Annotated in this window: 21 protein-coding genes; 10 read left to right on the plus strand and 11 right to left on the minus strand. The window is 60.9% G+C overall.

Annotation, left to right across the window (positions count from 1 at the left end; translation table 11 throughout):
- Positions 1 to 18: 18 nt before the first annotated feature.
- Positions 19 to 222 (minus strand): hypothetical protein, encoded by a 204-nt coding sequence (locus AC1DM5_RS19800; RefSeq protein ID WP_477821677.1) that lies wholly within the window; start codon positions 220 to 222, stop codon positions 19 to 21.
- Positions 223 to 437: 215 nt separating this feature from the next.
- On the opposite strand from AC1DM5_RS19800, the gene msrB reads away from it, so the two are divergent.
- Entirely contained in the window at positions 438 to 851 is a 414-nt protein-coding gene (msrB, locus tag AC1DM5_RS19805) for a peptide-methionine (R)-S-oxide reductase MsrB (protein WP_477821676.1), read from the plus strand.
- Positions 852 to 897: 46 nt separating this feature from the next.
- Here msrB and AC1DM5_RS19810 read toward each other — a convergent pair whose 3' ends face one another.
- The gene (locus AC1DM5_RS19810; protein ID WP_477821675.1) at positions 898 to 1,965 is read right to left on the minus strand and encodes an NAD(P)/FAD-dependent oxidoreductase; all 1,068 of its coding nucleotides are present in this window, start codon (positions 1,963 to 1,965) and stop codon (positions 898 to 900) included.
- Positions 1,966 to 2,041: 76 nt separating this feature from the next.
- Between AC1DM5_RS19810 and AC1DM5_RS19815 the strand changes: the two genes are divergently transcribed.
- Entirely contained in the window at positions 2,042 to 2,572 is a 531-nt protein-coding gene (locus AC1DM5_RS19815; protein WP_477975462.1) for a GNAT family N-acetyltransferase, read from the plus strand.
- Between the two features lie 5 nt (positions 2,573 to 2,577).
- Entirely contained in the window at positions 2,578 to 3,324 is a 747-nt protein-coding gene (locus AC1DM5_RS19820; RefSeq protein ID WP_477821673.1) for a class I SAM-dependent methyltransferase, read from the plus strand.
- Between the two features lie 72 nt (positions 3,325 to 3,396).
- On the opposite strand, the gene AC1DM5_RS19825 is transcribed toward AC1DM5_RS19820, so the two are convergent.
- The 5 genes from AC1DM5_RS19825 to AC1DM5_RS19845 form a co-directional block, all read right to left on the minus strand.
- Entirely contained in the window at positions 3,397 to 4,095 is a 699-nt protein-coding gene (locus AC1DM5_RS19825) for a pentapeptide repeat-containing protein (RefSeq protein WP_310377943.1), read from the minus strand.
- A 104-nt stretch (positions 4,096 to 4,199) separates the two neighbouring features.
- Positions 4,200 to 4,709 (minus strand): N-acetyltransferase family protein, encoded by a 510-nt coding sequence (locus AC1DM5_RS19830; RefSeq protein WP_477975464.1) that lies wholly within the window; start codon positions 4,707 to 4,709, stop codon positions 4,200 to 4,202.
- A gap of 72 nt (positions 4,710 to 4,781) precedes the next feature.
- On the minus strand, positions 4,782 to 5,450 hold the full coding sequence (gene trhA / locus AC1DM5_RS19835; protein WP_477821671.1) for a PAQR family membrane homeostasis protein TrhA: 669 nt from the start codon (positions 5,448 to 5,450) through the stop codon (positions 4,782 to 4,784).
- A 119-nt stretch (positions 5,451 to 5,569) separates the two neighbouring features.
- Positions 5,570 to 5,890, minus strand: coding sequence for a TraR/DksA family transcriptional regulator (locus AC1DM5_RS19840; RefSeq protein ID WP_477821670.1), 321 nt, complete (start codon positions 5,888 to 5,890; stop codon positions 5,570 to 5,572).
- 11 nt (positions 5,891 to 5,901) lie between these two features.
- Complete coding sequence (locus tag AC1DM5_RS19845) at positions 5,902 to 6,312, minus strand: universal stress protein (protein WP_007821491.1); 411 nt, start codon at positions 6,310 to 6,312, stop codon at positions 5,902 to 5,904.
- A gap of 198 nt (positions 6,313 to 6,510) precedes the next feature.
- On the opposite strand from AC1DM5_RS19845, the gene AC1DM5_RS19850 reads away from it, so the two are divergent.
- Together AC1DM5_RS19850 and AC1DM5_RS19855 are read left to right on the plus strand one after the other, a co-directional pair.
- Positions 6,511 to 7,467: a VOC family protein gene (locus AC1DM5_RS19850; RefSeq protein ID WP_477821669.1), complete on the plus strand. Its 957-nt coding sequence runs from the start codon at positions 6,511 to 6,513 to the stop codon at positions 7,465 to 7,467.
- 272 nt (positions 7,468 to 7,739) lie between these two features.
- Positions 7,740 to 10,562: a phospholipase D-like domain-containing protein gene (locus tag AC1DM5_RS19855; protein WP_477975466.1), complete on the plus strand. Its 2,823-nt coding sequence runs from the start codon at positions 7,740 to 7,742 to the stop codon at positions 10,560 to 10,562.
- 120 nt (positions 10,563 to 10,682) lie between these two features.
- On the opposite strand, the gene AC1DM5_RS19860 is transcribed toward AC1DM5_RS19855, so the two are convergent.
- Entirely contained in the window at positions 10,683 to 11,756 is a 1,074-nt protein-coding gene (locus AC1DM5_RS19860) for an aldo/keto reductase (protein ID WP_477975468.1), read from the minus strand.
- A 95-nt stretch (positions 11,757 to 11,851) separates the two neighbouring features.
- Between AC1DM5_RS19860 and AC1DM5_RS19865 the strand changes: the two genes are divergently transcribed.
- From AC1DM5_RS19865 to AC1DM5_RS19875, 3 genes are all read left to right on the plus strand, one after another.
- A complete protein-coding gene (locus AC1DM5_RS19865) occupies positions 11,852 to 12,751 on the plus strand; it encodes a LysR family transcriptional regulator (protein WP_477821666.1) in 900 nt (299 codons plus the stop codon).
- An 81-nt stretch (positions 12,752 to 12,832) separates the two neighbouring features.
- Positions 12,833 to 13,999, plus strand: coding sequence for an AI-2E family transporter (locus AC1DM5_RS19870; RefSeq protein ID WP_477821665.1), 1,167 nt, complete (start codon positions 12,833 to 12,835; stop codon positions 13,997 to 13,999).
- Between the two features lie 24 nt (positions 14,000 to 14,023).
- Positions 14,024 to 15,316, plus strand: coding sequence for an NAD(P)/FAD-dependent oxidoreductase (locus tag AC1DM5_RS19875; protein ID WP_477821664.1), 1,293 nt, complete (start codon positions 14,024 to 14,026; stop codon positions 15,314 to 15,316).
- Between the two features lie 128 nt (positions 15,317 to 15,444).
- Here AC1DM5_RS19875 and AC1DM5_RS19880 read toward each other — a convergent pair whose 3' ends face one another.
- Complete coding sequence (locus AC1DM5_RS19880; RefSeq protein WP_477821663.1) at positions 15,445 to 16,230, minus strand: polysaccharide deacetylase family protein; 786 nt, start codon at positions 16,228 to 16,230, stop codon at positions 15,445 to 15,447.
- Positions 16,231 to 16,389: 159 nt separating this feature from the next.
- Positions 16,390 to 16,782 (minus strand): DUF930 domain-containing protein, encoded by a 393-nt coding sequence (locus AC1DM5_RS19885; RefSeq protein WP_477821662.1) that lies wholly within the window; start codon positions 16,780 to 16,782, stop codon positions 16,390 to 16,392.
- Positions 16,783 to 17,012: 230 nt separating this feature from the next.
- On the opposite strand from AC1DM5_RS19885, the gene AC1DM5_RS19890 reads away from it, so the two are divergent.
- A complete protein-coding gene (locus AC1DM5_RS19890; protein ID WP_477975470.1) occupies positions 17,013 to 19,121 on the plus strand; it encodes a S9 family peptidase in 2,109 nt (702 codons plus the stop codon).
- A gap of 51 nt (positions 19,122 to 19,172) precedes the next feature.
- Complete coding sequence (locus AC1DM5_RS19895; RefSeq protein ID WP_477821660.1) at positions 19,173 to 19,700, plus strand: DUF1697 domain-containing protein; 528 nt, start codon at positions 19,173 to 19,175, stop codon at positions 19,698 to 19,700.
- Here AC1DM5_RS19895 and AC1DM5_RS19900 read toward each other — a convergent pair whose 3' ends face one another.
- Positions 19,701 to 20,381 (minus strand): TetR/AcrR family transcriptional regulator, encoded by a 681-nt coding sequence (locus AC1DM5_RS19900; RefSeq protein ID WP_477821659.1) that lies wholly within the window; start codon positions 20,379 to 20,381, stop codon positions 19,701 to 19,703.
- Positions 20,382 to 20,490 lie beyond the last annotated feature (109 nt).

The raw sequence follows: 20,490 nt of genomic DNA on the forward strand, positions 1-20,490 counted from the left end.
TTTTCACAGGCTTGACGTTCAGGAAAGGCGCGTGACGAGACGGGAAAAGGAGCCGTGCAGGACGAAGAAAGCAAGCGGCAAAGGCCAGAGAATGCAGGCGATCAGGCCGGCAATGCGATGCACCGTCCAACGGTCGTGATTGACCCAGCCTTCCAGCAGGGTCACGCCCAGGGCGATTGCGGCGACTGCGCCGTACAGAACAATCATCAGAGTATGAAACACCGTTTGTCCCCGAAACACGCAGCATTAAGCTTAATGGCACACTAAAGATAAAGCACGGGTGATTCGTCGTCTTCCCCCGAATTGGGTAGATGGTAATTGGGGCCTTGACGCGGCAGGTTTGATCCTGAGGCCTGATCCCAGACTTGATCAATCGTGCTCAGCGCACCACATTTGCGCACGAAAGAGATTGCCCCCATCGGCGAAAGGAGCACTCCATGGCCGAAACGACCACCACACCAAAAATTCACAAGACCGATGCCGAATGGAAGGAACTGCTGACCCCCGAGCAGTATCGCATAACGCGCCAGCACGGCACCGAACGCGCCTTTACCGGTCCCTATTGGGATTCCTTCGAGACCGGACTCTACCGCTGCGTCAGTTGCAATGCGCCGCTCTTCCGCTCCGACACCAAGTTCGATGCAGGATGCGGCTGGCCGAGCTATTTCGAACCGGTTTCGCCTGACTCAGTGACCGAGCACCGCGACAGCACTTACGGCATGGTGCGCACGGAAATCCGCTGCGGCGCCTGCGAGGCCCATCTCGGTCACGTCTTCCCGGACGGACCGCCGCCGACCGGCCTGCGCTACTGCATCAACGGGCACGCAATGGTTTTCGAGCCCGGCAAGTAAAGCCTTGTAAATAAAAGAAAAGCGGACCCAACCAGGTCCGCTTTTTTCATATCAGCCCAGCGGATGGGATGAGCGGCGAGCGCCGGTCTTCCAGGACATGTTCGGCGGCAAGCCGCCCGAGCAGCGGCGCGAGAATGACGCCGGGATGGCCGACGGCGACATAGGCGCCCGCGATGCCGGGCAGGAAACCGAGCCGCGGCATTCCATCGGAGAAGAAGGGCCGGTAACCGGCGGCCGCCTCGACCAGTGACACGCCTTCGGGCAGGCGCAGGCGCTCATGCATGACCTTCAAGATCCGCTGGCCGACCATTTCCGGCGCGTTTTCCGAGGTATCGTCGATATAACCCTTGGCGACATGCAGCATGTTGTCCGTCGACTGGCGGATTTCCAGGCCGGGGCCGCGGAGGATACGGTTCACGACAGGCTCCGCGCAGGCATAGCGCAGGATGATCGAGGGCGAGGCTTCGACGCCGGTTCGGAAGCCCAGGCCTTCCGTCAGGCGGTCGACCGCTGTTCCGCCTGCGAGGATCACGAGATCGGCCTCGATCGTGCCATCGGCCAGACGCACGCCACTCACCCGGTCGCCCGAAAGGATGAGGCTTTCGACCTTACGGCCAAAGGTGGCGGTTACGCCGGCGGCATCGATAAGGTCGCGTGACAGCCTTGCAGGGTCGAGCGCGAGATCGCCGGGCGAGAAGATCGCGCAGGCGGGAGGCTGGCGCAGATTGGGCTCCCATGCAGCAATCGCTGCGGCATCGACCAGTTCGACATCCGTGCCTGCGGCGCGATGGGCTGCGGCAAAGGCCTCGGTCTCGGCAGTACCTTTGAGCCAGAACAGAGAGCCGGGACGTGCGGCTGTAAAGGCATCCGGTAGATCGGCCTGCAGGCGGCTATAGTCGGCGAGCGCTTCCTGCACCAGGCGGTAATTGACTGCTCCCGGCGCGACGTTGATGATATTCACCCAGCCGAAGGCACGTGCCGTCACGCCGCTGCCGGCTTGCACATTCTCCTCTACCAGATGGACAGTGGCTCCACGCCGGGCGAAATGGAAGGCGAGCGAAGCGCCGACAATACCGGCGCCGATAATGATGACGCGTATCTTTGCAGATGCCATGGCGGGAGCTCTCGTATAAATCGGGAGGAAGAGGTAGGCGCGGCTTAGGCACGCTCCATGACAGAGGGATGAAACAATGTCCATCATCCGGGAAATCCTGCGCAGCGACCGGCTGGTGTTGCGCGAAATCACCGTCGCGGACCTGCCGGCGCTCGAGCGCATCTTCGCCGATCCGCTGTGCATGCGGTATTACCCTTCCGTGAAGGATGCCGCCGCAACGCGCGATTTCTTCGACAGGCTCGCCTTCGGAAGCTACGAGAAAAATGGTTTCGGCCTCTGGGCGATGATCGATCGCGAGAGCGGCGATCTGCTCGGCGACTGCGGGATCACGCTGCAGGACACATCGCGCGGAATGGAGCTGGAGCTTGGATACCATCTCTGGCCGGATTATTGGGGCAAGGGCTRTGCCACCGAGGCCGCCCTTGCCTGCCGCGACCATGCTTTCTCAGTCATGGGACTGTCGCGCCTCGTCAGTATCGTCAGCCTGGAAAATCTTCCCTCGCAGAAGGTCGCCGGGCGGGTGCATCAGCGACGGGAGGTCTTCAGCAAGCAGAATGCAGCCGGCGAGACAGTGGAACGCTATCTCTACATCAGCGAGAAGATTTGAGGCGCATGAGCACGAGTTCCGACGATCCTCTCTACCGCGATCCTTCACTTGCACAATTCTACGATACGGCCAATCGCTGGGGACCGGATTTCGACTTCTGCATGAAGCTGGCGGAAGACGCCAATTCCGCGCTCGACCTCGGCTGCGGGACGGGTGAGCTGACGGCAGCGCTCGCCGCGACGCGCAACGTCACCGGCGTCGATCCCGCTGCCGCGATGCTCGACATCGGCAGGGCGCGGCCGGGCGGCGACAAGGTGGAATGGATCGAGGGTGACGCCCGCACCGTTCGCCTCAGGAAGAGATACGATCTCGTCGTGCTGACGGGCCATGCGTTCCAGGTGTTCCTGACGGAAGAGGACCAGCGCGGCGCCCTTGCGACGATCGCAGCACATCTCAGCCCTGCCGGCCGCTTCGTGTTCGATACGCGCAATCCCGGCTTTTACGCGGAGCGCGACGTACGTCATAGCAGCGTGCGCCAGCTCGAACATGCGGAACTCGGTGCGATAGAGGCCTCGGACGAGTCTCATTACGATGAGGCGACCGGCATTCTTTCCTATGAGAACGGCTATCGGGTGCTCTCGACCGGCGAGCACTTCGCCGGGCGCTCGCAAATCCTCTACACGCCGCGCGACAAGCTTGCGAGAATGATCAGCGACGCCGGGCTCACCATCGATGCATGGTATGGCGACTGGGAAGGCAACCCCTTCCATGCGCGGTCGCGGGAGATCATTCCGGTTGGTCGTCTCGCCTGAGCAGGAAAGGCTTTATTGTTTTCACGCAATTCCGGACGCAAAGCCCGGCTGCAAACTTTTGCTGGAAAGGCGCTAGTCCTGCTCCTGCGGGCAAGGCCAGCCTGAGGGGATAGAAAGCCCCGAAGGCAGCTTCGTCGAGGAATCGCCACAGGCAAGGTCGATCTGCGCCTGCTGCAGGCCAGTGGCGGCGGACAGATCCAGCCCCTCGATGCGGGTCAGAAACATGAAGGCTCGGTCGAAGGTGATCGGACCTTCAAAGGTTGCGCCCGTCAGATCGGCGCGGGAAAGATTGGCGAGTGCGAAGCTGACGCCGGTCAGCACCGCCTTGTCGAAATTGGCCCGACCCAGCTCGGCCTTCTCGAAGTTGGCCTTCGTCAGCTGCGCCCCGGTGAAATCGGCCCGCTGCAACTCCGCACCGGCGAAGCTTGCACCATCGGCGATGGCCCTGGCAAAAGTCGATCGATAGGCTTCGATTTTTCCGAAGTTCGCGCCCTGCACGGTAGCGCCTTCAAGCGAGGCGCGAACGAGGGTCGCCTTTTCGGCATTGGCGGATTTTAGGTTGGCGCCGCCGAGGTCGGTCAGCGAAAAATCCGTGCCAGCCAGATTGGCGCCCTGGAGGTCGCTGCCCTGAAGCATCAGATTCTTCTTGTTGCACTCCTGCCAGTCGAGCTCCGGCGAAGCCGTGCTGCCGCAACTGGCCGCCATCACCGGCAGCGAATAGGCTGCCATGGCTAGAAAAGCCGAAAGACCGAGCACCGAGCGTCCAAACATCAACCTCTCCTCCGCGAGTCGCGCCATCAGAGATTTCTACAAGGCGCAGACTACGATAAAAATATGGTTAGTCCCCGCCAGCAATCAATCTGGAGATGGCCCTGTCAGGCTTTCGGTACGCGCAATTCCATGCAGGTGAGATCCAGCCAGCGGCCGAATTTGATGCCAACCTCGGAAAATGTGCCGGCGATGCGGAAGCCGAATTTCGCGTGCAATTTGATGGAGGCGGCATTTTCGGCCTCGATGCCGGCGATCATGACGTGGATATTGCCGGCGCTCGCACGCTCGATCAATGCGCGCATCAGCTTTTCGCCAATGCCGGCACCGCGGCAATCCTTGTCGACATAGACAGAATGCTCAACCGTGTGGCGGTAGCCATCGAAAGCGCGCCAATCACCATAGGAGGCGTAGCCGGCGACCTTGCCGTCCATTTCGGCGACGATGACCGGAAAGCCCCTGCCCTTGCGCGCCTTGAACCATTCCAGCCGGTTGTCGAGATCGACGAGCGTTTCGTTCCAGATTGCCGTGGTGTGCTCGACGGCGTGATTGTAGATATCTCTGATAGCGGGAAGATCGGCTTCGGCGGCGTCCCGGATGAGAACGGTATCGGTCATTTGGCAGGCCCGGTTCGGAATGGTCTTCCGCCGGGGCATACGCCGGGCGCGGGCCGATGTAAACGCCAGATATCAGAAGGCGGGGACCGAGAGGCTGACGCAGGTCAACACGGCCGAATAATGCACGGCGGCGGCGGCCACCACGAAGCCGTGCCAGATGGCGTTCTGGAAGCGCAGCCTCTCCCAGACATGGAAGATGACGCCCAGCGAATAGATGATACCGCCGATGACGATCAGCAGCATGGAAGCATAGGGAATGCGCGAGGCGACGGGCTCGGCCACCAAGACGCCGCTCCAGCCCATGGCGAGATAAAGCAGGATCGCCAGCCGATCATATTTGCCCGGAAAGACACATTTGACGAAGATGCCGAAGGCGGCAATCAGCCAGATGACGATCAGCATGCCAGACAGCAGCGGATCGTCGGCGCCGCGCTCCAGAAAGGGTGTATAGGTGGCGGCGATCAGGATGAAGATCGCCGAGTGGTCAAGCCGGCGCAGATACCATTTGGTGCGCGAAACCGGCCAGATATTATAGGAAAAGGAAATGCCGAGGGTCAGCACCAGCCCGACGCCGTAAACCCAGGCGGCAACCAGCGCACCGGCGGGGCTCCAGAGGGTGGCGTAGAAGATCAGCACGGTCACGCCGATCAGGGCAAAGAACAGTCCGACGCCGTGGACGATGCCGTCCGCGATTAGCTCATATCTGTCGTAGGCCCAGCGAATGCCGTTGATTTCGCCCATGCGCGCACCCCTACTCAGCAGAAGGGATCGTCGCATTGAATTGGCCAAGGCGCAACCGGACGCCCGGTGGCGTCAGGTTAAATCTTTGTGACGAGCCATGCTCGTTCTTGATGACACACTTACTTGCCTGCCGCGCAATCTTCGCAGAGCGGCGTCTGCGGCAGCACCGCGAGGCGAGCTTCCGATATCCGGGCACCACAGCGGGCGCAGGTGCCGTAGGTGCCCTTGGCGATGCGTTCGAGGGCGGCGTCGATGGCGTGCAACTCATCCTCGCCGGCCTGGCCGAGACCTTCCAGCACTTCGTCATTCTCGTTCTCGATGGCGCGGTCGTCGTCATCGGCCGCCTTGGTGCGGCTAAGGTCCGTGTCGATCTTGCGCAGGCGCGCTGTCAGCTCGTGCCAGCGGTCGCGCAGAATCTTTTCCTGAAGTTTCATATCCATGGCTTCACGTCCTACCGATCCACCAGCACCGAGCACTTGGCGTGGCGCACCACGCGGTCGGCGGTGGCACCGATGAAATAATTGTAGATATCGGGAATGTGGGAGGCGATCATGACGAGATCGGCGCCATGGCTTTCCGCAGCGGCAAGAATGCCGTTGGCGGGCGGGCCGTTGCGGACTTCGACGGTGGCCGGAATGCCGGTCTTGGCGACGAGTTCATTCAGCCGGTCGCGGCCTTCCTTCATGGCATCCTCGACGACATTTCCCGGCAATTCGATGGCGACATAGGTTGGAATATCCTCGACGACATTGAGGAGGATGATCTCACCGCCATTGTCGAGCAGCTTTGCCGCCTTGCGGAAAATCTTCTCGCCTTTTTCGATGCCGCCGATTTCAACTGGAACGATGATCTTCTTGTACATGCGATCCTCCTTGAGGTGTTGATCTTCGTCATCGATCTCCTCCCTAGATAGATAAAGCGCATTGACTGATATCAAGTGGGGCGCGAGCCATCGTCAACGTTTGCAGAACGCTTCATCGTCAAAAACGAGCCTTCTGTGAACAATGAGAATGCGCCATATAGGGATCAAGTACAGCAGCCGAGAGGAGCTTACAGGCGAATGGACCGGCGAAAATTCCTCGCGCTCGCTACGGGCGGCACATTTGCCGCCACCGCCGGTACGCCTTTCAATTCCAGGGCAGGAGATCATTCCATGACGTCATCAGAAACATCCTATGCGCTGACGCGCCCTGCCTATATCGACCATTCGCATCTGGTCGTGAAAGACCTAGCCGCGGTCTCCGGTTTCTATCAGAAGATGCTTGGCCTTTCGGTGCTTGAAAAGACCACAAGCGGCGAAGTTCTCGGCGTTGCCGGCCTGCCGCTCTTGACGCTGACGACGGATAGCAATGCGCGCGAGGCCCCCCGCAATGCCGCCGGCCTCTTCCACACCGCTTTCCTGATGCCAAACCGCATCGAACTTGCCCGCTGGCTGCGCCATGCCGCGCACAACAATGTCACCCTCGAGGGCGCGTCCGACCATCTGGTCAGCGAGGCGATCTACCTTTCCGATCCTGAAGGCAACGGCATCGAAATCTATGCAGACCGGCCGCATGAAAGCTGGAAGTTCCATCCGGACGGCATGGTAGAAATGGCGACGCTGCGCCTCGACCTGCAGGCACTCTACAACAGCGCACCAGAGGATACCTGGACCGGCATGGCTGACGGCACCGCGATCGGCCACATCCATCTGCAGGTCGGCGACATTCCGCAGGCGGATGCCTTCTATCGCGACGTGCTTGGCCTGAAGGTAATGGCGCGTTATCCGAGCGCGAGCTTCTTTGCGAGCGGCGGCTATCACCACCATCTCGCTGCCAATATCTGGAACAGCCGCGGCGCCGGCACCCGCGCCGATCACATGACCGGCCTTTCCGACTACAAGATCCGTTTCAATGACAAGGAAACGCTCGACAAGGCCGTTTCCAAGCTCGACGAGCTTGAGATCAAGAGCGAGAAGCGCGACGGCGGCGTCTTCCTTAGGGATCCGTGGGGCATCGGGCTTACGCTTTCGGCCTGAAGGAATATCTTTTAAGGCAATCAGAAAGGACTGTTTTGGTATTTCACCGAAACGGTCCTTTCTGTTTTCAGGGAACTCCCAAAACAGTCGCGGCATATTTCTGGATATTTGCTTTCAGGACGACCGAACGGTCGCGCAAGCGCTGGGCTCGACGCCATCATGCGGCTGTAATAAACTGGACGTATCTTCCCATTTTACAACCCTCAATAGATTTCACAGCCAATCCCCATCGTACACCGACGAAATGTCCGCCATCGGACGGAGGAGGCAGAATGACAGTGGAGGACTCCCAGCGCGTCCGGCAGGTGGCGGAGCAGGTTGCGGCCGCTAGCTCGCCAGATGTTCGAGCAGATATCAACGCGCTGATGAGCAGCGCGCAAAAGCCTGGCTGGCTTGATGAAGCCGGCCGCGCCATGAACGTCCGTTACGGCGGCGTGCGCGCATTGATGAACCGAGATCAGCCAGTCGAAGAAGGGGTCGATATCGGCCCACCTCCGGTCGGCGACCTGGAGACGATCGTCTTTGCCGTGGGTACGCCGGTTTTCCTTGTCAGGAACAATGCCGTCGACATCGACAGCGCCCGAGAGGAAGCGAAGGCCTGGCGCCGCATCCTCACGGACAACGCTGCGAACGTGGACCGGGCGATGGTTTCGATCGGCCGCGTCGACGTCACCAATGCCGACCGCGACTATGCCGGAACGGCATGGGTGATCGATGACGGTCTTGTCATCACCAACCGCCACGTGGCCAACCTTTTTGCGGAAGCAAGCGGCACCGGCTTCAAGTTCAAGATCGGCTTCGACGCGCGCCGCGAGATCGGCGTCAATATCGACTTCCTGGAGGAATTCGGAAACGCCACCAGCGACGAAGTGAAGATCGAACGTGTCGTCTGGGTGGTGCCTGAAAACGGACCCGATGTTGCCTTCCTGAAGCTGGAACAGAAATCCTCGCCGGTCGGCCGTCTGAAGCTCGACCTTGCCTCCGAGGTGCCGGTGCGCAACCTGCCGGTTGCCGCAATCGGCTATCCCGCCAGCGATTCCCGCTTCTCCGATCAGAGACTTGCCGAAAAGATTTTTGGCGGCGTTTTCACCAAGAAGCGGCTTGCAGTCGGCAACCTGCTGGCCGCCGACGAGAACCGTGTCACCCATTCCTGCTCCACCCTCGGCGGCAATTCCGGCTCTCCGTTGCTCGACATCGGCACCGGCAGGGTGATGGGGCTTCACTACAGCGGAACCGAATTCATCGAGAATGACGCGGTGCCGGCAGCCGTTCTGCGGCGTTGCCTGCAGCGGGCCCGAGGACTGCTACAGCCATTGAACGGGGAGGTCATTGTGAGCAATAACGAGGAAAGCGGAAGCGGCACCAGCAGCGGCGGCGGCAAGGTGACATTCACGGTACCGCTGAAGATTACCGTCGAACTGGACACTGCAGCATTGCAAGCCTCGCTCGCAGGCGGACCGGCGAACGCGCCTTCCGGGCCGTCCATCGTGGTGAGCGCGACCGGTTCCGGTCCCAATCCGCCGTCCCCCTCGCCGATCGCAATGCCGACCAAGGAGCAGGTATTTGCAGCGGTCCGCAGCGCAAGATCCCAGTTTGCCAACCGCGACGACGTCGTTGCAATCAAGCCAGGCTATCGCTTCGAGAATGGCGAGATCACCGATCAGCGCGCCGTCGTGATCGCCGTCAATCGCAAGCTCGAGTTGGGTGCCCTGGAATCGCGCGGCCGCACGAAGCTGCCGGACTATATCGATGGCGTTCGCACCGACGTCACCGTCGCCTCGGCGGAGGATCTCTTCGGCATTGATATAGACGAGGCCGCGACGGCGAGCTGGCATACGAATTACAAGCCGCGCCCCGATCTGCCGCTGACCCGGCGCCCGGTCAATGGCAAATTCGTCATCCATACCGGACCCGACGCGAGCTGGCCGCAGCTTGGTCCATTCCTGTCGAAGACCCGGAAGTCGCTGGTCGTTGCCATGTATGATTTCGGAGCGACGAATGTCGCCAATGGCGTGCTGGATGCGGTCAAGGGCCAGGCCGAAACCATCTCCATGGTGCTGCAGATGGGCGGCAAGGTGCATGACGGCGATCTGACGGATGCGGAAGCGGTCGCGCAGATCCGCGATGCAAAGGGTAACAAGTTCGATTTCGCGCCCGCGAGCGTCGGGGCGAACGGCATCTTCGATTCCGCCTACCATATCAAGGTCGCCGTGCGCGACCACAATGCCATGTGGCTTTCGAGCGGCAACTGGCAGAGCTCCAACCAGCCCAATGTGGCGCCTTTGACAAACAAGGATGACGCTCCATCGGCGCTCCGGCTCTACAATCGCGAATGGCATGCCATCCTTGAAAACGCTGAGCTCAGCAAACTCTACGAGGATCATATTCTGCGCGATCTCGAAGAGGCCAAGACGGTAACGGAGGCCGGCATCGTGTCGGAACAACTGGTCTTCCTGCCCGCCAACCTCGCCATGGACACGCTCGAAGCGCCTCAAAAGCCGCGCTATTTCCAGCCGCTGACCGGCGAGCGCACAATCGACGTGCAGCCGATCCTGACACCCGACAACTATATCGACGTGGTGCTGCCGTTCATTCAATCGGCCAAGAGCCGGATCTACTTCCAGAACCAGAGCTTCAACACCAGAACGGTGGGCGACAATTATCGCCGGCTGCTGGATGCGCTGCTCGAAAAGCAGAAGGGCGGGCTCGACGTGCGCATCATCTTCCGCAGCTTCGGCTCCGAGGATCGCGACGTCATCAGCAACGCCAAGGATTACGGCTTCGATACCAATAAGATCCGCAAACAGAAGAACTGCCATACCAAGGGAATCATCATCGACAGCGAAGCCGTACTGATGGGCAGCCACAACTGGACCACAGCCGGCACCGGCTTCAACCGGGATGCGAGCCTGATCTTCTATGATGCCGAAATCGCCAAATTCTACGAGGAAATCTTCCTCTACGACTGGAACCGTATCGGCCCGGCGAAAATAGATGAAAATCTGCCGCCGCCGGTACTCGCACCGGCCGGAGGGGAGACGGCACCGCCGTCAGGCTACATTACCGTCCCGCTCTCGATCGCGCTTGGGCGGTGACTTCTCGGAGCGGCACGAACGGCGATTGGAACGCGCAGGGACTGCGCTTTCGAAGCAAAACATCCCGACGACAAATGGCGCCGTTTCCGGCGCCATTTTCTCATTTGTATGCCTCAGACTTCAATGACGGGGCTCGATGGTCACCTCGCCGAACATGACACCGCGCGTCAGCGGCTTGGCGAGGAAATCATGCGGGAAGCCGAGAACGATGGCGCTTGCCTCGGCGAGGCGGGTGCGATGTTCATCCGACAGCGCAACATCGAGCGCACCGAGATTGTCTTCGAGCTGGGTCATCGTCTTTACGCCCATGATCGGCGAAGTCACTGCCGGATTGGTGAGCGTCCAGGCGATCGCCACCTGCGCCGGCGTCTTGCCGATCTCGGCAGCGATTTCCTTTACGACCYCGGCGATGCCGAGGCTGCGCTCGGTCAGCGAACCGTTGCCGGCAGCGACATTCTTGCGGGTGCCGACGGCACTTGCGGTGCCACCGCCGATCTCGAGGTCGGCACGACTATATTTGCCGGTGAGGACACCCATGCCGAGCGGCGACCAGGGGATGACGCCGAGGCCGAGTTCAGCGGCCATCGGGATCAGTTCGCGCTCCACCGTGCGTTCGATCAGGCTGTATTCGATCTGCAGAGCCACCAGCGGCGCCCAACCACGAAGGTCGGCCAGCGTCTGCATGCGCGCGACCTGCCAGGCCGGCGTATCGGAAATGCCGGCATAAACGATCTTGCCGGCGGTGACGAGATCGTCCAGCCCGCGCATGACCTCTTCGACCGAGGTCGTGAAATCCCAGGCGTGCAGGTAGAAGAGATCGATGTAATCGGTATTCAGCCGCTTCAGGCTGTCTTCCACCGAACGGACCATGCTGCGGCGGTGATTGCCGCCGGAGTTCGGATCCCTGGGGCGCGAGGTGATCGTGTATTTGGTGGCAATCACCAGTTCGTCGCGGCGGCCTTCGGCAAAGCGGCCGACGAGGGTTTCGGACGTGCCGCCCGTATATTGATTGGCGGTATCGATGAAATTGCCGCCGCGATCGACATAGGCGTCGAACATGCGGCGAGACTCCTGCTCGTCAGCGCCCCAGCCCCAGTCTGTTCCGAAGGTCATGGCGCCGAGCGACAGCGGCGAAACGCGCAGGCCGGAACGGCCGAGGAGACGGTAGCGGTCAAGGGACAATGTATCAGTCATGGATGATCTCCTGTGTTGCAGACAGAAGATGCGCCTTGCTGATACTGACAACAATGCTACATTATCGGCATGACTTCTTTAGAAAAGAGAGCATAATGCGCGGCAGCGACTATGCCGAACTCAGGGCTTTTGCTGCGGTCGCCGAGCACGGCAATTTTGCCCGTGCGGCCGCCCGGCTCGGCATATCGGCCTCTGCACTCAGCCAGACGATCCGCACACTCGAGGAGCGGATGGGCATCCGACTGCTCAACCGCACGACGCGCAGCGTGGCGCCGAGTGAGGCGGGCCAGCGGCTGCTTGCCCGGCTCCTGCCGGCACTTGCCGATCTCGACCAGGCAGTGGCGGATGTTGCGGCGCTGCGCGATAAGCCGGCCGGCCTGTTGCGCATCAACGCGCCGCGGGTCGCGATCGTACACAGGCTGGCGCCGCTGATTGCGCCTTTCCATGCGGCCTATCCCGATATCGTCATGGACATTATCGTGGATGACAAACTCTCCGATATCGTCGCCGATCGTTTCGATGCCGGCATCCGGCTGGGCGAAATGGTGGAAAAGGACATGGTGAGCGTGAAGCTCGGCGGCGAGATGCGGCTCGTCGTGGTCGCCTCGCCCGACTACATCGCACGCCACGGCCTGCCGGACACGCCGCGAGACCTGCGCGACCACTCTTGCGTCGTCTCCCGCTGGCCGACGGATGGCAGCCTCTATCACTGGGAATTCGAACGCGGCGACGAGAAGCTCGAAGTGGCCGTCTCGGGGCCACTCAGCACCACAGACAACGACCTGATGCTGCGGGCCGTGCTCGATGGCGTCGGCATCGGCTATCTCTTCGACTATCACGTGGCGGAACATATCACCGCCGGCCGCCTCGTGAGCATGCTGGATGACTGGACGCCGCCCTTCCCCGGTTTCCATCTCTATTATCCGAGCCGGCGCCAGATGCCGCCGCCGCTGCGCGCCTTCGTGGATTTCGTTGGGCGGCGGCGGCCTGCCTAGCCGCCTCGATACCGGTGGGGAACCTGTAGCAACCCCGCGCGTTGATTGCCGGAGCAATAGGGCTTCGGGGACACATCGCACATGGGAATCGCCAACGGTATCCGGAAACAGGCAAACAAGATCCGCCTCGGCGAACGCCACACCAGCACATGGGCACGAACACTTCAGGAAGCTGCCGAAGAACTTCCACCGGCACCGATGCGGCGCGTCGAGAAGGACGGGCTCGATGTCAGCATGGCCTGGGCCATCATCGGCATCTTCGGCATCCTTGGGCTTGCTGCCGTCTATATGATGTCGCTGATCCTGATCCCGGTCACGCTCGCCGTGGTCGTCGGCATGATCCTCGGCATGGCGGCAGAAAAGCTTTCGAAGATGGGCGTGCCGCGGCTTGCCAATGCGGCGATCCTTTCCTCCACTGTCGCGCTGGTCATCGTCCTGCTGATCAATTCGCTTGCCGGTCCCTTGGCAATGCTTGCCAATGAAGCGCCTGATTTCATCGAGCGCACCACCCAGCGCATCATGCCCTATCTGGAGCGGATCGAATGGCTGCACATCACGCCTGCGACCTTCCAGGGCGGGCCGATGTCCATCGATGCGCTGCTCGAAAACACCGGAAACGTGCTGCATGTCGTGACAACGAACCTGACGCCGGCGCTGGTGCAGGGGCTGATCTTCTTTGCGGCGCTGCTGCTCTTTCTGGCAAGCCGCGTGAGCCTGCGCAAGACGATCATCATGACCTTTCGCGAACGTGCGCAGCGGCTGGCAGCAATCCGCGTCATCAATGCCGTGGAGCAGGCGCTTGGCTTCTATTTCGCCACGGCCTCGCTGATCTATGTGGCGCTCGGCGTCGTGATGACTGTTATCGCCTATGCGGGCGGGCTGTCCATGCCCGTCCTCTGGGGTTTCTTTGCCTTTCTTTCAAGCTTCATTCCCTATCTCGGCATCACGATGATGACCGTTGCGGTAGCCATTGCCGGCGTCATCGCCCATGACGGTATCATTATCGGTCTTATACCGGCTGCAGCCTTCTTCACTGTTCACCTTGTGATGGAAAACCTGATCTTCCCCGCGGTCATGGGCCGGCGGCTGGAGATCAACCCGTTCATCATCTTCCTGGCGATCATCTTCTGGACATGGATGTGGGGTGCGGTCGGCGCGATGCTGGCATTGCCGCTTTCGCTCATCGTCATGACCATCATCGAGGAATTGGTGATCGAGGAAAGGCCGCAGCCGCAACTGCCGAAGTAACCGATAGCGACCGGAGATAGGCCTATGGCATCCGACCTGCATCTCAACGAAGCCAGCCACGATGCGCTCGTAAGCGGCCGCTCGCTCTGGGGTAGGAACGGCGTGCAGCCGACCTATCAACCCCTGGAACAAAGCTTCAAGATCGATATCGCCATCATCGGCGGGGGTATAACCGGTGCGCTCACCGCCGAGCATCTGACGGCGCGCGGCTTTTCGGTCGTCGTCATCGACCGCGAGCAGCCGGGGCTCGGCAGCACCGCGGCTAGCACGGCCATGCTGCAATGGGAGATCGACCGCACACTTGGTGAGCTGGAAACCCTTTACGGCTTCGAGCGGGCGGCCGGCATTTATCGCCGCAGTGCTGCCTGTGTCGCGGGGCTTGCCAAGCTGATTGCGGCCCACGGCATTACCTGCGGTTTCCAGCCGCGCAACACGCTCTATCTCGCCAATAATCACGAGGGTGCGCGCGAGTTGATGGAGGAACGGCAGCTTCGCCGCCGGGCGGGATTGCCGGGCCATTATCTCGAACATCCCGATCTCCTCACCCAATACGAGTTCGACCGTGATGCGGCGATCCTCTCGCCGGGTTCAGCGGAGGCCGACCCGCTGCTGCTCACCTGGGCCCTGCTGCAGATTGCCTTTTCGCGCGGTGCGCGGTTGATCAACGCCTCGGTGACCAGGCTTCACAGCGAAGGCGGACATGTGACGGCTGAGACGAACGGCGCCCATGTAATCGAGGCGCGGCATGTGGTACTGGCGACCGGCTATTCCATGCCCGGCCTCGACATGCCGAAGCTGCATCGCACCAGTTCCAGCTGGGCACTCGCCACCGTGCCGCAGAAGCCTGATGATCTCTGGCGCGACGGTATGCTGCTCTGGGAAGACAGCCATCCCTATCTCTATGTGCGCACCACTGATGACAACCGTATCATCGTCGGCGGCGAGGACGACGACACCACCGAGCCCGAAGAGCGCGACCGCAAGCTGCCGGGGAAGGTCATGGCGATCCGGGAAAAGCTGAAACGGATGTGGCCGAGGGCGGATACGCGGGTGGAGCATACCTGGTGCGGCACATTCGGCGAGACGGCGGACGGCCTGCCGCTGATCGGCCCGGTGCCCGGCATGGCTGGCGTCTATGCCGCCCACGGCTATGGCGGCAACGGCATCACCTTCTCCTACCTCGCCGCGCAGATGATCGGCGCAATGTTCGCCGGCATGTATCGCGACTGGTTCGAGGATTTCGCCCTCGACAGGGATGCGCCGACTGTGCGGAGTTTCATGGCGGATACTATACGGACCGGAGACGAACTGAGGTAAGCTTCGTTCCAGAGCATTTCCGTTTTTCTTCGAATCACGAAAATGCTCTATCTCTTTGTTTTCACGCAATTCGGGGTTTTCACGCAATTCCGGACGCAACACCGCTGCACACTTTTGCTGGAATTGCTCTACTCCGTCGTCTTGTCGTCGCCCGTATCAGCAACATCCTGCAAACGGACGAACTCCGTGCCCTTTGCCTTGAGATCGACAAGCGCCTTGGCGACGCCCGCACCGGCCGCATGGGTTGGCTGGTTGATGTGAGAGATGACAACATCGCCATCCTTGGCCGAGGAAATACGCTTTTCGGTGACCGCGGCACCGAGCAGCGAACCGCCGTCGCCATTCACGGAATAGCCGGCGATGCGGTAGCCCATGGCGCGGATCTGGGCGATGGCCGAGAGATCATACTTGGCGGTCGAGCCACGGAACCAGCGGGGCGCCGGAATGCCCGACGCGACCATAGCGGCAGCACCACCTTCCACTTCCTGCCTGACGGCATCGGGCGAACCGGCAGATGCGATGCCATAAACCAGCACCGGCTTGTCGATTGCCGGAATATGCTTCTCGCCGTGATTTTCCAATTCGAAGAGATCGGGGTTCTGCAGGAAGACGGCAACCGCCTTCGGATTGCGCTTCAGCCAGCGGGCAGTGACGAAGATCGTCGCCGGGATGCGCTCGTTGACCAGCGTCGAGAGAATGCGCTCATCGGCCTCGCCCATGCAGGCATCGAAGGTCAGCGCAATGCGCGCGTGGCCAGATATGTTGGAGCGAGCGATGTGCAGGTGCGGCTCTACCAGCTTCGGACCTACTGCCCCTGGCGGATGGCCGGGCACGGCGGCGGGAAGCGCTTCGGCGGCAAAAGCCGATGAGGCGGCAGCGAACAGCAGCGCAGAACCAAGAAGAAAGCGTTTCATGAAGAATCAGATTCAGTTGATGTTTCAGCCAGTATAAAACAAAGAAATGAAGCGGCTATGTGGCCTGATGCCGCCCGGCGAGGACGGGTCATGTCTCAATCTGCCCGCATTCCTGTGCCTGTCACGGGAATGCGGAAGAGCCAAGAAGAGGCCAAGGGCTCAATCGTAAAGATAATATTTGGTCCAATTGTCCTTCGGCACCTTGTCGCCGATCTTGTACTTCAGGTCGCGCACATTGATGTGCTGCGGGCCGGTGATGCAGGTGTAGGAAAGGTGATACCAGTCGCCCTTGCTGCGGAAGACGGCGCCGGGAGCTTCGAGCCGATCGTCGCTCGGGATCGGGTCCTTGAAGGTATAGGCGATGACCTTGTCCGGCCGGAAGCCCGTGCCGTCACTGTTGATGCGGCTCATGGCTTCGGTATCGCAGCTCTGCTCGAGGCGGGTGGCCGGATCGAGCTTTTCGAGCTGCTTCTTGATGGCGGGATCGACCGCAACGGCGGACGAGGCGGCAAGGCCCGCAAGCGACATAAACAGGACCAGACGTTTCGGCATTACGGGGAAACCTTTACTGTCATGTACTCGTCACACTGCCGCCGACCGCTTGCCGGGACCTGACGCGGGTGCAATTTTCGCGCAATGCAGCGGACATTCTTAAACAATGTGGTGACATCAAGGCGACACGCCGGTCATCTTGTCTCAATAAGGTTCACCGGCTGACGCTTGATCCTGACCTGCAGCACCTCTATCTCTTGCCCACCGACACCGCCCTTACGGAGTTTTCCTTGACCGCTTTCAAGAACCTGCCTGCCCCGCCCGCCGCTGAAAAAAGACCGGTCTCCAACACGCGCCACGGCATAACGCGGACCGACGATTATGCCTGGCTGCGGGCCGACAACTGGCAGGCCATGTTCAAGGATCCCTCCATCCTCGACCCCGATATCCGCGCCCATCTGGAAGCCGAAAACGGCTACATGAATGCCGCCATGGAAGACACCAAGCCGCTGCAGAAGACGCTGTTTGCCGAGATGCGCGGCCGCATCAAAGAAGACGACAGCTCAGTACCGATGAAGGATGGGGCCTATGCCTACGGCACCTCCTTTGTCACCGGCGGCGAGCAACCGCGCTATTTCCGCATTCCGCGCGACGGCAACGTGAAGGACGAGGCGATCCGCACCATCCTTCTCGACGGCGACAAGGAAGCGGCGGGCAAGGCCTATTTCCGGCTCGCCGGCCTCGACCATTGCACGGACCACAGCCGCGGCATCTGGGGCTACGACGACAAGRGCTCGGAATTCTTCACGCTGAGGGTTCGTGATCTGGCGACCGGCGAAGACCTGTCCGACGTGCTCGAGAATACCGGCGGCGGCGGAGTCTGGGCGCCTGACGGCAGGAGCTTCTTCTATTCGGCGCTTGATGAGAACCACCGCCCCTCGAAAGTGTTCCACCACATTCTCGGCACGCCGCAGAGCGACGACCGTCTGGTCTACGAGGAGGAGGATGCGGGCTTCTTCATGGGCGTCGGCGGTTCGCTGCTCGACGACTTCATCTATATCGATATCCACGACCATGAAACGAGCGAATACCGGCTGCTTTCGACCAAGGATCTGACGGCCGAGCCGAAGCTGGTGGCGGTGCGAGAAGAAGGCATCGAATATTCGCTGACGGAAGGCGGCGACGTCTTCTACATCCTCACCAATGACGGCGGCGCCAAGGATTTCAAGATCATGGAAGCGCCGGTTGAAAAGCCGGGCAAGGAAAACTGGCGCGAGGTCGTGCCGCACAAGCCGGGCACATTGATCATTAGCCACATGGCCTATGCCCGCCATCTGCTGTGGCTGGAACGCAAGGACGGCCTGCCGCAGATCATGATCCGCGACCGCCTGAGCGGCGAGGAGCATGCAATCGCCTTCGACGAGGAAGCCTATTCGCTCGGCCTTTCGGGGGCGGCCGAATATGAGACCGACGTCATCCGTTTCTCCTATTCCTCTATGACGACGCCCTCGCAGCTCTATGACTACAACATGGTCACCCGCGAGCGCACGCTGCTGAAGACGCAGGAAGTGCCCTCGGGCCATAATCCTGACGACTACGTCACCCGCCGCGTCTTCGCGCCGGCATGGGATGGCGAGAAAGTGCCGGTCACCCTGCTCTATCGCAAGGATACGCCGCTTGACGGCTCCGCGCCCTGCCTGCTCTACGGCTACGGCGCCTATGGCATCACCATTCCCGCCGGCTTCAACACCAACTGCCTGTCGCTTGCCGATCGCGGCTTCGTCTATGCCATTGCCCATATCCGTGGCGGCAAGGACAAGGGCTTTGCCTGGTACGAAGACGGCAAGATGGACAAGAAGACCAACACCTTCAAGGACTTCATCGCTGCCGCTGATTATCTGAATCAGGAGAAGTTCACGTCTTACGCGAACATTATCGCCGAGGGCGGATCAGCCGGCGGCATGCTGATGGGCGCGGTCGCCAACATGGCACCGGAGAAATTCGCCGGTCTCATCGCCGCCGTTCCCTTCGTCGACGTCCTGAACACCATGCTCGATGACACACTGCCGCTCACCCCGCCGGAATGGCCGGAATGGGGCAACCCGATCGAGAGCCGCGAAGAATACGAGCAGATCGCCGCCTATTCGCCCTATGACAATGTCGGCGCGAAACCCTATCCGCCGATCCTGGCGCTCGGTGGCCTGACCGACCCGCGCGTCACCTATTGGGAGCCGGCGAAGTGGGTCGCCAAGCTGCGCGACAAGACGATGGGCAATGCACCCATCCTGCTGAAGACCAACATGGATGCCGGCCATGGCGGCGCTTCCGGCCGCTTCCAGCGGCTTGAGGAAATCGCATTCGAATATGCGTTTGCGGTCAAGGTGGCAGGCAAGATGTAGAAGTTGAATGTGGCGTGCCTTGCGCACGCCACGCAGTCAAGGGAGGGAGAAATGGCCGTCTATGTCGCCCTGCTCCGCGCCGTGAATGTCGGCGGCACGAGCTCCCTGCCGATGGCGGAGCTTAAGGCGATATGCGAGGGGCTCGGCTTTTCCGATGTGAAGACCTACATCCAGAGCGGCAACGTCCTGTTCCGCTCTGATGAGGCCGAAAAGGCAGTCGAGGAGAAGCTCGATGACGCGCTGGGCAAGACGTTAGGCAAGCGGCCGGGCGTGATGGTGCGCAGCCGAAAGGAACTAGACGGCATCATAGCCCATGCGCCCTTTCCCGAGGCCAAGCCCAATTTTCTGCTGGTCTATTTCCTGCCGGAAGCGGCACCTAAAGATGCCTTGGGCAAGATGGTGGCGCCCGATGGCGAGGAAGCGAAACTCGCCGGGCGCGAGATTTATGTGCACTATCCCATCGGCTCCGGCCGATCGAAGCTGAAGCTGCCGGCGCTGAAGGCGGGTACCTCCCGCAACCTCAATACCGTGCGCAAGCTCGTCGACTTGGCGGCTGAGCTGGAAGACGGCAGAGCCTAACTAAAGCTGTCCGCCACTCCTCACCGTGCCATAGATCTGGTCGTGCCTGACTGCAACCAGCGGCGACTCGATGGCCGGCAGGAAGAGCATCCTCACGAAGATGCGCAGCATCAGCACCTGTTCGGCGAGCGTATTCGGTTCCTTGAGCGTCTTTGAGAGAACGATACCGCCTTCCAGCACCGAAGAGACCATATCGGCGAGCTGGTCGACATCCACGGGCTCGCGTGGCGTATAGACAGCCATGATCTCGCGGAACATGCGGCCGAAGCGGCGGCGCCAGGCGAGTACGGCATTGCGGTTGGTCTCCTGGATCTCACGGTCGAAGAGCCGCTCGTAGTAGCAGACAGTCGCCACGAGGCAGCCCGGATGGCCGTTCGGCAGGTCGGCCACCAGTTCGGAGAGCAGCTTCAAGCCGAGCAGAAAGGATTGCAGCGGATCATCCATCAGATCGCGCGCGCGGCTGAAGATCTCGTCATAGATGCGTTCGTCGTTCTCGATGTAGCGGTTGAGCAGCGCTTTCGCGAGCTCGTTCTTGTCCTTGAAGTGGTAAAAGAAGCCGCTCTTGGTAATGCCCGTCTCGACGATCAGTTCCTCAATGGACGTGCCGCCGAAACCCTTCTGCAAGACCGCTGCTTCTGCCACATCAAGGATGCGATTCCGCGTTTCCTCGCCCTTTCGCATGTTCCCCTCCTGTACCCGCGGTACAGTTTTCTGCGCAGCAAGATCGGGCCTGGCTCCGCCCCCGGCAGCATCGGCCCATGCAAGGGATTGATTTCAATCCGCAAAATTC

It is taken from the genome of Rhizobium sp. 01T437 (assembly GCF_056398505.1).

Excerpts from the sequence above, each read along its gene's own strand:
- AC1DM5_RS19885 (WP_477821662.1), bottom strand. The coding sequence starts at position 16,782 with ATGCCGAAACGTCTGGTCCTGTTTATGTCGCTTGCGGGCCTTGCCGCC.
- trhA (WP_477821671.1), bottom strand. The coding sequence starts at position 5,450 with ATGGGCGAAATCAACGGCATTCGCTGGGCCTACGACAGATATGAGCTA.
- AC1DM5_RS19820 (WP_477821673.1), top strand. The coding sequence starts at position 2,578 with ATGAGCACGAGTTCCGACGATCCTCTCTACCGCGATCCTTCACTTGCA.
- AC1DM5_RS19830 (WP_477975464.1), bottom strand. The coding sequence starts at position 4,709 with ATGACCGATACCGTTCTCATCCGGGACGCCGCCGAAGCCGATCTTCCC.
- AC1DM5_RS19810 (WP_477821675.1), bottom strand. The coding sequence starts at position 1,965 with ATGGCATCTGCAAAGATACGCGTCATCATTATCGGCGCCGGTATTGTC.
- AC1DM5_RS19875 (WP_477821664.1), top strand. The coding sequence starts at position 14,024 with ATGGCATCCGACCTGCATCTCAACGAAGCCAGCCACGATGCGCTCGTA.
- AC1DM5_RS19850 (WP_477821669.1), top strand. The coding sequence starts at position 6,511 with ATGGACCGGCGAAAATTCCTCGCGCTCGCTACGGGCGGCACATTTGCC.
- AC1DM5_RS19900 (WP_477821659.1), bottom strand. The coding sequence starts at position 20,381 with ATGCGAAAGGGCGAGGAAACGCGGAATCGCATCCTTGATGTGGCAGAA.
- AC1DM5_RS19845 (WP_007821491.1), bottom strand. The coding sequence starts at position 6,312 with ATGTACAAGAAGATCATCGTTCCAGTTGAAATCGGCGGCATCGAAAAA.
- msrB (WP_477821676.1), top strand. The coding sequence starts at position 438 with ATGGCCGAAACGACCACCACACCAAAAATTCACAAGACCGATGCCGAA.
- AC1DM5_RS19895 (WP_477821660.1), top strand. The coding sequence starts at position 19,173 with ATGGCCGTCTATGTCGCCCTGCTCCGCGCCGTGAATGTCGGCGGCACG.
- AC1DM5_RS19840 (WP_477821670.1), bottom strand. The coding sequence starts at position 5,890 with ATGGATATGAAACTTCAGGAAAAGATTCTGCGCGACCGCTGGCACGAG.
- AC1DM5_RS19855 (WP_477975466.1), top strand. The coding sequence starts at position 7,740 with ATGACAGTGGAGGACTCCCAGCGCGTCCGGCAGGTGGCGGAGCAGGTT.
- AC1DM5_RS19825 (WP_310377943.1), bottom strand. The coding sequence starts at position 4,095 with ATGTTTGGACGCTCGGTGCTCGGTCTTTCGGCTTTTCTAGCCATGGCA.
- AC1DM5_RS19865 (WP_477821666.1), top strand. The coding sequence starts at position 11,852 with ATGCGCGGCAGCGACTATGCCGAACTCAGGGCTTTTGCTGCGGTCGCC.
- AC1DM5_RS19870 (WP_477821665.1), top strand. The coding sequence starts at position 12,833 with ATGGGAATCGCCAACGGTATCCGGAAACAGGCAAACAAGATCCGCCTC.
- AC1DM5_RS19880 (WP_477821663.1), bottom strand. The coding sequence starts at position 16,230 with ATGAAACGCTTTCTTCTTGGTTCTGCGCTGCTGTTCGCTGCCGCCTCA.